The organism is Lysinibacillus telephonicus (assembly GCF_003966145.1).
Lineage (GTDB): Bacteria > Bacillota > Bacilli > Bacillales_A > Planococcaceae > Ureibacillus > Ureibacillus telephonicus.
This window is the reverse complement of record NZ_RXNR01000026.1, coordinates 25148-38177: the sequence shown is the minus strand read 5'-3', so window position 1 is coordinate 38177 and position 13030 is coordinate 25148. Positions and strand designations below refer to the sequence as shown.

Sequence of the window (13030 nt, the reverse complement as noted above, 5' to 3'; positions counted from 1 at the left end):
ACATTATTTACAGATGTTAAAAGGCGTGGTTACTAAACCAGTCCTTTCAACATAAATATCACAAGCAAAATAAGCTTGTAAAAAGATTAATATCACTAAGGAGGAACTTTGTATGGGATTTAGATTAAGAGTAGAAGGAGCAGGAGAAACAATTGAGCTAGGCATTCGCAATATTGAGGAGGCAGTGTTTGGCACTGATACTCCAGATGATACGAATGCACGTTCAACAGATGTTGGTGCAACGCTAAAAATTAAAGGAAAAATCCTTACTGCAACAACAGAAGACGGAGCTGACGACACAATTAAACTAGCAGAATGGTCTACAGTTCCAGCAGAGAAACTTGAGGCTTATCGTGAAGTTACTCTAGAAGTAGAAGCAGCAGGACAAACTGTACGTAAAATCACTTTACCACACGCATTTGTTGTAGATTATCGTGAGATTTTTGGAGATTCCCAAGGTATTGGGCGCTTTGAGTTATTAATTAAACAGAAAAAAGACAAAACAGACGAAGTGGCAATCGACGGAAACTTCCAATAATAGCTTGAAGAATGACAATAAGAGGCGTATAGCCTCTTATTGTTCCATAAAAGTGGTTTGACTAAAAACTATAAGGATTTGAACTAATGAACAATTATTATGATCGACTAGGTATTAGACATAATGCAACAAGGGATGAAGTAAAAAATGCCTACAGAAGGCTAGCCAAAAAATACCATCCTGATGTCAATCATGGAAATCCAGATGCAGCTGAACGTTTTAAAGAGATAAAAGAAGCCTATGAAACATTGTATTCACCCGAGCTAAGGGAAAAATACGATGCAAAACTTGGAGTAAAAAACAGCAACGAACAGAGGGAAAGTGGTCAGTCAACAAAAGTGCATGGTGAAACTTATCACCAAGGATTTGACCCATCTGCAGTACATCAAACCTTTGAACAGTTTTTTGGTTTTAACCCAAAAACGAAACAACCAACTCGAAATAAAAATGAGCAACAAAAGAAAAATCCATTGGATACATCGGATATTTTTAACCAGTATTTTGGCAGAAGATAAATGGAGGGTTGAGTAATGAATTTAGATGGTTCTTCCCATGAAAAAAAGAATAAACCTGGGGTAGTCATTGTTATTGATTGCCTCATCATAATGACAATCATCTTTGCTCTTATTTATACATATATCATAAATTCTCAATTGCCATTTAAAATTCTTGTTTCCATTTTGCTAGTCATCTCACTTGCTTGGTTAATCATGAAGAATACCAAGAAAAGTCCAAATGATGAGTTCAATGACACAAAGATCAATAAGCTCGTGTTGTTAGATTATGACGGCGAAAGTTTAAAGGAATGGTATATCCAAGGTATTCCATCGATGTTAATTGGGAAAAGTTCCCCTGGCCACGAGGTAGATATTGACTTGTCAGATGTCGAGTATGCCTCACTGATAAGTAAAGAACATGCGGTCTTAAACTACTCATCAGGAAGCTGGTTTATCGAAGATTTAGAGTCTGAGAATGGGGTTGGTATAAAAAGGCTTAATGAAAGTACACCACAGAAAATACAGAGTGATAAGCCAAGTGAAGTTCATTTTGGTGACATGATCTACCTAGCAAATACACGAATTTTAGTGAAATGAATGATACTTCGGAAAAGGGTGATAAAAGATGAGTTTAACACGTTGTAAAAATGGTCATATGTTTAGTTCTAGAAGACATGGAAGTTTGTGTCCTTACTGCAATGTAGCAGTTGAAACAAATTTGAATCCAAGTAAAGTTGCAGCAATGAATTCAAGTGCAAGTGAAGATGAAAAAACTATGCCTTATTTGGGTGAAACAGAGGGTGTTGAGCCAGTAACTGGATGGTTAGTTTGTATTGAAGGCCCACCACTCGGCCAAGATTTTAAAATTTATGCGGAGAAGAACTTCATTGGCCGTTCTGATGAAATGCATATTCGGATTTTAGGTGATAATACCATTTCTAGACGCAATCATGCTGTGATTGTATATGATCCGAAACAGCGAAATTTTTACCTTTTACCTGGTGATGCATCAGGACTTGCCTATCACAATAATCAGGCCGTCTATTCTCCAGTAGAACTTCAAGGCTATGATGTGATTCAGCTTGGGCGCAGCAAGTTTATTTTCTTGCCCCTTTGCGGTGTACATTTTGAATGGGAACATCACCATCAGCACCAGGAGGCTTAAGACAAATGTTTGCTGAACAAACTTTCACTCCGTATATCGTATTACTAAGTCTAATTTGTATTATTTTTGTATTATTTTACGTCAGACGACTAGTTCTAAAGCCAGATTTACAGGAAGAACTATTAATTGGCAATGGTCAAACAATCGGAAAAAGAGAAGAGCAAGATGATTATTTTTCAACTGTTATCTCAGAAGGGCATACACTGGCCGTTGTAGCGGATGGAATTAGTGGATTAGCAAATGGAAGAATGGCTAGCACACTGGCTGTAACAACCTTTGTGAGGGAATTCATGAAACTGGAGCGTTATATAAAGCTTCAGGACTTTTTTTCTCGGGCAGCAAAACAAAGTAATGAAGCAATACTAAAAAATCTTAGTGGGGCAAGCGGTGGAACAACATTAGCCTGTGCCATTATTTCATATAATCAGTTGCATTGGGGAGCGGTTGGCGACAGTATCATTGCTTTATACCGAAATGGACATTTAGTCAATGTCAATGAGAAGCATACATTAAGTTCGCTATTAGAAGAACAATACTTAGCAGGGCAAATTACGAAACAACAAGCAATGGAAAACCCAATGCGTAAAAGACTCATCAACTATTTAGGGTTCGAGGGATTCAAAAGCATGGAAATTGGAGAACCCATTTCTTTGAAGAAAGGCGATAAAATCATTCTTTGCACTGACGGTGTTTATAACAGTTTAACAGAACTTGAGCTGTGCGAAATCCTTGAAAAACCATTGTCGCCAAATGATGCAGCAGAAGAAATTATTAATAGAATTGATGCTAAAAGGCTTAAGCATCAGGATAATGCAACAATCATTATTTTGGAAAAGTTATGGTAAGCCCTGCTGTGTATTAACTTCATTCAGTTGGAGTTTAATCTCCTCCCACTGAATGAAGTTAATGCCTCCGGCGGACGCCACAGATTTTTAAATGTAATTTATCGAGCATGCTCGATAAAATCTGGGCACAATTACGCCAAGGCACATTTGATAAACAGGGAGTCTGGAACGAAAGGAGCTGGAGGTAACATTGAGAAAGGAAAACAGCAAGTTTGAAACAGCGTTCCTGTCCGAAGCAGGGAGTTCCATTCAGAATAAGGATTATTTTGCCTTTGTTGAGCTTGATGACTTTGCCTGCTGGGTGATGGCAGATGGACTTGATACAGATCAAGAAATTGAAAGCGCAGAGCTTGTCGTGAAAAGCATTATTGGTCAATTTCTTGAAAAGCCAACGATGTCGAGACGTAAACTTAAAAATTATATGCGGAAAGCACATAAACAACTTCAAATCGAAAGTAAACGTTTCCGACTAAAAGCTAGTGTCACTGTTGTTGTTTCAAATTACTCAAAAATAGTTTGGGCAGTTGCAGGTCATACCCGTTTATATGTTTACCGTAATGACGTTCTTCATTTAAGAAGTGATGATTTAAGTCTTGCACAAACATTTGCCAATGAAGAGAAAATTTCTTTGGATCGTATCGACACGCATGACGAAAGATACAATTTGCTTACCTATATGGGGATGCCGAACAAATTCAACCCTTTTGTATCAAAGAAAATGCGGTTAAATGATGGGGACATCCTTTTATTATGTACCGCAGGACTTTGGGAAAATGTCGAAAGTACTGAAATGTTGGATGCAGTAACTGAGGAAAAAGATGGGCAAAAGCTTGTTGATACACTTGAGGAGATTGTCCTAAGCAAGCAAAAACAAAGGATCCCAAACTACACAGCTGCTGCCATTATGGTCAATAAAGTATTTCAGGAGGACCCAAAGAAACGGACAAAGATTTTCAAAAGGATTGCGCTTGCCCTTATTCCAATCCTTTTATTGGGAGGAATCGGGACATTTTTTATCGTGAAAGATATAAAGCAAAAAGCTGAATGGGCTGCTGATATGGTCGAATATAGCAACAATGGTGATACATATGTAGAAGATGGAGACTATGCAGCTGCATCGAAGGAATATAGCGAAGCAAAAAATGCAGCGAAAAGGATAAAAGACATTGTACATCGCGAATTATATGCGAAAAAACAGCGCATCACCCACTTAATTGCACAAGGGGATACGATGCTCGGTGAGGGCGATTATGTAAAGGCAATCGAATTTTATGAAAAAGCAAAAAAGGAATCGAAGGCTTTAGAGCAATTTAGCAAGGAAGATTTGGATAAAAAAATCGAACAGGCTTCCGCTGTGCAGGGGGTACTCGATGCGATGAAAGATGCAGAGCTAAAGCTTGCAGCAAAGGATTATGTTGCAGCACTTGCTATTTTTGAAGAAGCAAAGAAAGAGGCAATTGAAGTGTCCTATACGAGTGGTCAGGAACTCATTCAAGAGAAAATGACAGAAGCTGAAACAAAAATAGCAGAAATAGAACGTGAACTAAGAATTCTTGATGCCGAAAAGCTTGAAAAAAGCGGAGATCAAAATGAGAAAATGAATAATCTTGCAGAAGCAATGACTGATTTCGCAGGTGCGCAGGAAATTTATCAGGAAATCGATATGCTAGAAAAAGTGTTAGCGATGGAACGTAAAATAACAAAAATTCAGGAATTAATGCAATCAGAATTGTCAGAGCAGCAGCAAGAAACGAAGGTATCAGATGCAGATCGCCTAGAGCAAAAAGGGGATAAATTTTTAGCCTCTCAAAATTATGGGCAGGCAATCGCTTCATTTTCTATGGCACAACAGCTTTACCAAGATGCCAACCAAATTGATAAGGCGATGGCTGTTAGTGAAAAGAAGGCTTTAGCTGAACAGGAGCAGACTCTTCAACAAGCTAGCAAGGAAGGTTAAGGAAAGGGGGCTTTGAAATGTCATTAAAGGATATTGTACAAGATCGACTAAATCGTATGGAAGACTTAGAACAGAGAAGAGAATTAAAGAATATTGTGTCAGGATTGTTTACGAATCTCGCTAACTATCAAGAAGAAATGAAAGTGAAATTAGAAGAGCGAATATTCAGTGAAATTGATACTTCTGAAGAAATGTTAAATATTTATGTAACAATTTGTCCTCGGGAAGATATTGATCCGATTCATGATTATCTTTTTCCAATGGTTGAAGAGGATTTAGTTGCACCGGTCTTTGACACAAAAAGTGCCATTACGGCATTGAGTGGAAAACGGGACGTGTTTTTATATACTCTTTTCCTTGCCTGTGATTTTCCTATGCTTCAGAAGTTGATTTCAAGAAAGCCCTCATTCCACGGGAAAATGATGACAAATAAAGGTGTATATAACATTGAGGTTGAACTGCAACAAAATCGTAAATATGTTGATGAAATCGAAAAATTATATGTTTCTTTTATAAAAAATGATCTTTCCTGGAGAACAGTTCATCATCCATATGCCAATAAGTTTTTTGACGTTTATTTGACAAGTATCGATGGAGAACTACAAGAGGATGAAGTTGTCCTAGAGATTTCAGCTCATTTTCAAGAATGGGAGCCATATAAGCGAACAAATGTTATACCAATTTGGAATATTCAGCGTTTGGACGTTCCAACTACTGGGTTTCCATATCCTGCACTCGACCGAATCAATTATGAGCATACTTTATCACTTCATAAATACGGGATAGAAAACGGCTTCTTAATTGATGGTACTGAAACAAACATAATGTATACGAAACGGCTGCAAGATTCTTTAGTAGTTGTCTCTCCGGAAGAGGAATCAAAAAAGTGGAAAGTACTTAAAATTGCCCAACCAAAAGAAACAAGTGAGGGGAACTATCCTTATAAGCTTGTTTCAAACAAGAGGAAGGAAACTTTTATTAACCGTTACGCAAGTCTACAGTCACGTACCATTAGAACAAAAGGTGAACTGTTCAGATTGGTCGATTCTTTCGAGGCAGCAACACGGATTGAACTAGTTGATATGAAAATTTTGGATAGAGGGGAAAAGGAATCTTTTACATATGATATGAATCCCTTTGTGATTGAAAACATTCGAGTCAATCAGCATAAAAAAGTGCTCCAGATGGCATTTAAAACGGACGAAGAGGGCGATTATCTTATTTATGATTTGATTAGTTTCCTTGTTTCAGAGGTTCAAAGAGTTTTCCCGGAGTATCGTTGTGAGGGTGTCTTCATATGAATTACATTTGGGATCTAGTCATTAGGGCAGAGAATGCTGGATTTAAAAAGAAAGACCTCCGCTTCTCGCCCGCTGCAGTCTATTCACCATATATGGAACTTAGCTATGAAGATTTAAATACAAAATTAATTGAATTACACATAGAAATCAATCCATATTATCGTTTTCATTCCATATTCCATGGATTACTGGATATTAATGCTAGTGGGTACGAGGAGCTTAAAAGAACACTATTTGATATAGTCAGTCATTTGCTTGCAGAAATTGATGTGATGCAAGGGATGAATAAAAGAGAATTCTATATCCACTTTTTAATAAAAGATATTGAATCAGGAGCTTATGGAGAAGAAGTAAAGAAGAGCTTTATTTATTTCCAGAGGCCTGAGAAAGAGATCATTGCGATTAATATTCTTCGTCTTCATGAAACAGGCGAGACAGTTTATTTATTAAAAGATACGATCAATAAAATCTTCCCGAAATCAACTGTATATGCCAATTGCACTAAAAAAGATGAATTGCTTATTTATATTGGTCAAAAAGAAACAGAAGAGGCATGGGCAAAAATTAATTTAATTCTGGATTTGTTTTTACCGGTGTTTTTTCATATCGAAATTTATTGGCAATATCATTTTGGAATCATTGATGTTGAGGAAACGATGCGAATAGATCGAATTGCGCTTTATTAGGGGAGGATTTAAAGATGGGTAGCTATTCATACAAACTGTATCAGGGAGCAGAAAAAAGAACAAGTAATCTAACGTATACACGTGAAGAACTAGAGGAAATGACGACCTTTCATCTTCGGAATATTTGTCATAAAGAAAAACTTGTCGTTGGGATGATCTACAACTTAGATCGTAATGCATTAATCGAGACGATTTTGAAATATTTAGGGGCGAAGGATAATCTCCTAATTAAAGACTTTAAAGAAGACGGCTTTCAAAACCTTGAACAGGCGTTAAAAAATTATTTGCGAACTCCAATGTCAGATAATCCGAACATTCAAGTACCTGCCAAGCTAATTTTATATAAGGGATTAAAAGTGGATAGAAGAGATCAATATTGTGTTGAGGCAGGCAGTGGAATTGGCGAGTCAAATGTATTAATCATCAACGAAAAAATGGAGTTATGTGGGATATTAAATCTTCTAAAAGATGGGGAGAAGCCGGGTCGCTTTGTACTAGTTACTTCTGGGCAATTAGAAATGAAAGAAACGAATAATCACCAGTATCGTTTACTTTTCTTTCGGAAAGAGGATTCCGATTACTTATACAAAGCCTATTATCAAGAACGTGTATTGCCGCCTACAAATCTACGGTATTATCAAATTCCTGTCGAAGAACTCGAAATTCGCCAGCTAGAGCCGACAAAAGCTGTTCTTGCGATTGACTTTGGCACTTCAAATACGACAGCAGGTGCATACATTGATGATGATTATGTAAACGCTCCAAGTGAACATGATCTCATAATGGGAAGAATACGACTAAATGCAATTAATTACATTTCCTTCCCACAAACAACTGAGAAAGAAACTGAATGGATTGAGTTATTGCCAACAGTAATTGCAGTGACGAATTGCGAGGACCCCAACAATATTCAATATAGTTATGGGTTCGAGGCATTAAAAGCAATGAAGAAAAATGGCTTCAGTAGTCATGCTACCGTATTCCATGGAATAAAGCGTTGGGTAAATGATTACATGAGGGAAGAAGAAATTATGGACAGCCAAGGCAATACAGCAAAGGTAACCCGTAAGGAACTACTTCGCTGCTATCTGAAGTACATTATTGAAACGGCCGAACATCAATTAAAATGCCGTTTTAGTCATTTGCATATATCAAGCCCAGTAAAACTGAAATCACAATTTCTAGATATGTTTCAACAATTATTGCCTGAGTATACGATTGAAACTGACCATGCTTTAGATGAAGGAATGGCTGTTCTCTACAATACGATTGCCAATCAAATAGAGAAGAATCAATTTTTAGATAACGAGGAATATCACGCCCTCGTAATAGATTGTGGTGGCGGAACAACAGATTTATCCTCATGCAGATTCCAAATTCGTGACAATCGCATTTCATATAAACTTGATATTCAAACAACATATGAGAACGGAGAAACGAATTTTGGGGGCAATAATATTACCTACCGTATTTTTCAATATTTAAAAATTACTTTTGCCCATTATTACACTGCAAACCGAAATGTATTGGACATCGATCAATTAATCGAAATTCCAGGTGCAGATATATTCCGACATGTGGATGAATTCGGTGTAAGTTCAGTATACGAAAAACTTGAGCAGCAGTATCAGCTAGTGGATGAAATTTTACCTACAAAATTTAAGCTTTATGAAAATCGAAGCCGTGAAGAATATCAGCGTGTTCGCCATAATTTTTATTTTTTATGGGAGCTGGCTGAGTCTATGAAGAAGGAATTCTTTAGAAAAACGGGCGTTGTTCGAAACCGCTTCTATTCGGAACAAGTCGATTCGCAGGAAAATGATCTGCGAGTGACTGCCGTTGATCGATGGTTCCTATCAATTTATGATAATGGTCAATTTAAAGATGTCTATGACTACCCAAATCTTGTCTTTAATATACAGGAAATGAATCACTTAATTAAAGCAGATATATATGAAATCGTCCGAATGTTCTTAGATGATTTCTTCCAAGAAGGCCGACTACAGCACTACTCCATCATTAAATTGACTGGACAATCATGCAGAATCGATGTATTTCGTGAAGCACTGAAAGAATTCGTTCCTGGGAAAATCATCGAGTTTCGACAAAAATCTGAGGAGCCAGGACAGGTTCCAGAATTGAAATTAGCCTGCCTTCGTGGTGCAATTCGGTATATTAGCGATCGCAAATTAGGAAAAATTGAAGCAAATATTACAAACGAAGCTCCTATCACTCCTTATTCGGTCTATGCTTACACTCATACACAAATAGAAAAGGTATTAATCAGCTCACTAAAACGAATGAACCTTGTGAGAGGGTCAATATCAAGACCGATGACTGTGAAAGAAGTGGAGTTTTTCCTTCGCGGCAATGAAGGGGATATCAGACGGAAATTTATTTACTGGAATGATACGAAAAGCTATACACATGTTCTTTATGAAGAAATCGAAAAAATTTACGGCGAAAAAGTCCCTCAGGAAGAAACAGACACGATTGGAAACGGCGAGGTAAAGTTCTTTGTCTTTGCAGATGAAAATAATTGGGGCTTCCATGTCCTCCCTATCGCTAGGAAAGACGAACAGCTCTATTGGGCAAAGAAACATTATTTTGCTTTTGAAAATGAATTATCTGAGCTTGATTTCTTTAATGGGATGAAGTAAGTGCAGGAAGGGGGAAAAGCGTGCCAATCAATTGTTATCCTACCTTTCAAAAAGGACGGATTTTGAAACTAGAAATGCTTGAAAACTTACGAGACTATCCACGACATATAATGGATATTTATGTCCAGGACTACTCCGATGGAATACTTACAGGAGCCAATGTCATTGTCAATGATGGAAGTCTTACAGTTACAAGGGGAATCGTCAAGTTACATGGTCATCTCTATTATATAGAGCAAGATTGTAATATTGCCTATGAAGAGTCAGGGAATGAAACGATTGTAAAATTACGCTGTTACCCTGAAAAACAGGAGCAGGATTTTCTGCGATTTGATACCGAACTGCTGTTGGATGACAACACAGAGATTCTACCAAATGAACTTGAGCTTGCCCGTTTTAAATTAAAAAAAGGTTCTCGCCTACGTTCGGACTATCAAAATTTTGAGGACTTTGCTACTGAATTTAATACCCTTAATGTGATTCATACTCATTATGCTGGCATCGGTCAAAGCACTATTCATCCATCGATTTTGCGCTACTTTGCAAAAGAAGTGCTAACAATCGGAAGTAAAGGGATGGAGGATACGATGTTTGCCATGCTTTGCTTAAATAATGCAACCGTTGAAAGAGAGCTTTTACTTCATTATATAGCAAATCGCTTTGAGATGGACTACAAGGACTACCCAAATTGGCAGCTCCACCGTTACTTAGTAAGTATTTTACAGGAGTTAATGGGGGGAAGCTCTACAAGATCCGATAGGCGTGGAATGGGAAGAAAAACAATTCTAGTTGATTGAGGGTCAATTCTACTAAAATGCACCTGCGACAAGATGGATGGCATGATGAACATTAATGGCCATCCCATCTTCTACTGTCACGTAACACCAGCATTAGATTTATACCTCTATCAAGATTTCACCTTATGAGAAGGCTCATTTACTGGTAAATTTCCCATGATAAAAAACAATTACAATTGCCAATTTGGAGGGATTGTGATGAGTGAGAGCTAACAAAGGTGTCTAGCTAGTAAGGAAGCAAATACTAGGTTTTGAGAAAACACGATTAATAGATATTAATCGGAACAAAGGAGTGTCAAAAATGGATTTTATGGATGAACAAGTTGCCGAGATGACGAAACATGCAAGGCAGAAGAAACGAATGGAGAACATCGAAAACCAATTGTTACATACTGACATTGTCAAAGCGATCAAAGATGGTCAGCTAACGATCGAGGATGAAACGATGGAGTTTGTAAAAATTGGTTTTTATGACGATCAAATCCTGATGTACATCCCCACAGCATTTGAAATGATGACACCTGAATTGATGGATATTAAATACCCATCAAGCCGTAGACCCGAGTATATCTATACAAGTGAAAGTACATCAATCAATGTCACGATGAAAATGATGGAACAAGAAATTAAACCGGAGGAATTAGAAGATTTCACTCACAACATGATGAATATGCTTCGGAAATTACAGCCAAACGCAGAAATGTTAGATATCGGCATGAAAGAAGTAAATGGCGTACAAATTGGCTATTTTGATTTCATCACGCCAGCACTAGATAGCAAGATTTATAACTTAATGTTTTTGTTTATGGTAGGCGAGAATGTAACGATGGGCTCGGTAAATTGTTTGAAAAAAGAGATGAATATTTGGAAGCCACTTGCTTACGGCATGATGGAATCTATCTCGATTGAAAACAAAATATTAGATGGAGAAGGTGTTGTCTGATGGACCGGATGGATACGAAAAAACTTGCTAATCATTCGTTGGATGGAAACAGTGCAAAAATAACTGCTGGGGCAAATCAGAAAGAATCAGTAGATAAGGTATACAAAACAAGCGAAAATGGCAATCAATCTGGGAAAGAAACAGCCTTAACTTATAAGGATATTATTGTGATGCCCTATAATATTCGCGTCCATCAAATTGAAATAACACAACAAATGAATGAGCATGCTACGTTGCATTTAACGGGTCTGATTCCAAGTGAACTCGAAGATAGTTATGTATATACAACAGATGTAGAAACAGCTATTGAAGTATTGCAAATTGTCGGTGATGGAAAAGCGGTTCCCATTTTTAATGGGCTGGCGTTAGATGTACAAGTGAAATCGATAATGAATAACTATTATTTAGAGGTAAAAGCAGTTTCCCATACGTATGTGTTAGATGTGAAAAAGAAGAACCAAACCTACCAAAATGCAAGTATGACCTACAATGAATTAATAGATGCATGTATTGCCGATCAAAAAGGTGCAGATTTCATAGATTGTGTAACCGAAGGGGCTAAACTTGGCAATTTTACGATGCAATATTTAGAGACAGATTGGGAGTTTCTTAAACGAATGGCATCGCGATTCAATACAGGATTAGTGCCAGAAACGGTTTATCCAGCACCGAAGTTTTATTTTGGTGTACCTTATCAAGCTGAGGGTGCAAAGGAAATCGATGCAATCAATTATCGAGTCAAAAAGTCAATCGGCAACTACCTTATCTCCAGTGAAAATTATCTTCAAGGGATTAGCGATAGTGACTACATGTACTATGAGGTTGAATCGACTCAACCATTCAAAATAGGCAATGAAGTGACTTTCCAATCAAGAAAACTGTATGTATATAAAATCTTCTCGACGATCAAAGACGGTTTATTCAAACATATTTATACGTTAACTCCTGAGAACGGCTTTAGTGTCCGCACTACCTATAATCAAGCGATTATTGGTGCTTCTATTCAAGGAAAAGTAATTGATATTTCAGGCGATAAAATTCGTATTCACGTCGATTTCGATGCGAATCAAGATAAAAATACTGCCTACTGGTTCCCGTATTCAACGATTTATGCTTCAGAGGACAATACAGGTTGGTATGTGATGCCAGAGTTATCTGATAATGTAAGAATCTACTTCCCAAGCAATCGTGAGGATGAAGGGATTGCGATTAGTTCAGTAGCTAAGGCGCCGCCACAATCTGGTGCGATGTTAGCAGAAAGCAATCAAGCAAGCCTTGGTGGCGGTGGCCAATCAAGTGCTGCACCAGCAATGGATAGTCGCCAAGACCCAGGGCGAATGGTTGATCCAGATGTCAAAACACTCCGAACAAAGCATGGAAAACAAATTCTACTTGCACCAGATCGGATTGTCATATCTGGTGGAGGATTAATGATAACACTTATGGATGACAATGGCATATCAATTATAAGTGATAAAAATATTAACTTAAAAGCAACAGAGAAGGTCGTCATTAATGCTAAACAAATTATGATTAATGCGAATGAGAAAATTGAGATGACTTGTAAAGAAAATTCCATCAAGATGGAAGACAAAATGGAGATTAAAGGAACAGAAGTACGAGCAAATTAGTGAGGGCATG

At 37.5% G+C, this 13030-nt stretch carries 12 protein-coding genes; all 12 read left to right on the top strand.

The features are described from left to right. Nucleotides 1–112 precede the first annotated feature (112 nt). The 12 genes from EKG35_RS10710 to EKG35_RS10655 all read left to right on the top strand — a co-directional run bounded on the left by EKG35_RS10710 (nucleotide 113) and on the right by EKG35_RS10655 (nucleotide 13020). On the top strand, nucleotides 113–538 hold the full coding sequence (locus EKG35_RS10710) for a membrane-associated protease 1 (RefSeq protein WP_126294441.1): 426 nt from the start codon (nucleotides 113–115) through the stop codon (nucleotides 536–538). An 86-nt stretch (nucleotides 539–624) separates the two neighbouring features. Continuing rightward, nucleotides 625–1053, top strand: coding sequence for a J domain-containing protein (locus EKG35_RS21435; RefSeq protein WP_126294440.1), 429 nt, complete (start codon nucleotides 625–627; stop codon nucleotides 1051–1053). A gap of 15 nt (nucleotides 1054–1068) precedes the next feature. After that, the gene (locus EKG35_RS10700; protein WP_185807719.1) at nucleotides 1069–1632 is read left to right on the top strand and encodes an FHA domain-containing protein; all 564 of its coding nucleotides are present in this window, start codon (nucleotides 1069–1071) and stop codon (nucleotides 1630–1632) included. 28 nt (nucleotides 1633–1660) lie between these two features. Next, complete coding sequence (locus tag EKG35_RS10695; protein ID WP_126294439.1) at nucleotides 1661–2200, top strand: FHA domain-containing protein; 540 nt, start codon at nucleotides 1661–1663, stop codon at nucleotides 2198–2200. Beyond that, nucleotides 2167–3045, top strand: coding sequence for a PP2C family protein-serine/threonine phosphatase (locus EKG35_RS10690; protein WP_246020313.1), 879 nt, complete (start codon nucleotides 2167–2169; stop codon nucleotides 3043–3045). Before EKG35_RS10695 ends, EKG35_RS10690 begins: the two co-directional genes overlap by 34 nt. A gap of 190 nt (nucleotides 3046–3235) precedes the next feature. Then, nucleotides 3236–5002 carry a serine/threonine protein phosphatase gene (locus tag EKG35_RS10685; protein WP_126294437.1) on the top strand — a complete coding sequence of 589 codons (1767 nt, stop codon included), beginning with the start codon at nucleotides 3236–3238 and terminating at the stop codon, nucleotides 5000–5002. Nucleotides 5003–5019: 17 nt separating this feature from the next. Next, the gene (locus EKG35_RS10680) at nucleotides 5020–6303 is read left to right on the top strand and encodes a normocyte-binding protein (protein WP_126294436.1); all 1284 of its coding nucleotides are present in this window, start codon (nucleotides 5020–5022) and stop codon (nucleotides 6301–6303) included. After that, the gene (locus EKG35_RS10675; RefSeq protein ID WP_126294435.1) at nucleotides 6300–6989 is read left to right on the top strand and encodes an iron-dependent peroxidase; all 690 of its coding nucleotides are present in this window, start codon (nucleotides 6300–6302) and stop codon (nucleotides 6987–6989) included. Before EKG35_RS10680 ends, EKG35_RS10675 begins: the two co-directional genes overlap by 4 nt. Nucleotides 6990–7003: 14 nt before the next feature. Beyond that, nucleotides 7004–9649: an acetate and sugar kinases/Hsc70/actin family protein gene (locus tag EKG35_RS10670; RefSeq protein WP_126294434.1), complete on the top strand. Its 2646-nt coding sequence runs from the start codon at nucleotides 7004–7006 to the stop codon at nucleotides 9647–9649. Nucleotides 9650–9669: 20 nt separating this feature from the next. Beyond that, nucleotides 9670–10446 (top strand): DNA and RNA helicase, encoded by a 777-nt coding sequence (locus EKG35_RS10665; RefSeq protein WP_126294433.1) that lies wholly within the window; start codon nucleotides 9670–9672, stop codon nucleotides 10444–10446. 301 nt (nucleotides 10447–10747) lie between these two features. Next, complete coding sequence (locus EKG35_RS10660) at nucleotides 10748–11389, top strand: hypothetical protein (RefSeq protein ID WP_126294432.1); 642 nt, start codon at nucleotides 10748–10750, stop codon at nucleotides 11387–11389. After that, nucleotides 11389–13020, top strand: coding sequence for a phage baseplate assembly protein V (locus EKG35_RS10655; protein WP_148103511.1), 1632 nt, complete (start codon nucleotides 11389–11391; stop codon nucleotides 13018–13020). Before EKG35_RS10660 ends, EKG35_RS10655 begins: the two co-directional genes overlap by 1 nt. Nucleotides 13021–13030 lie beyond the last annotated feature (10 nt).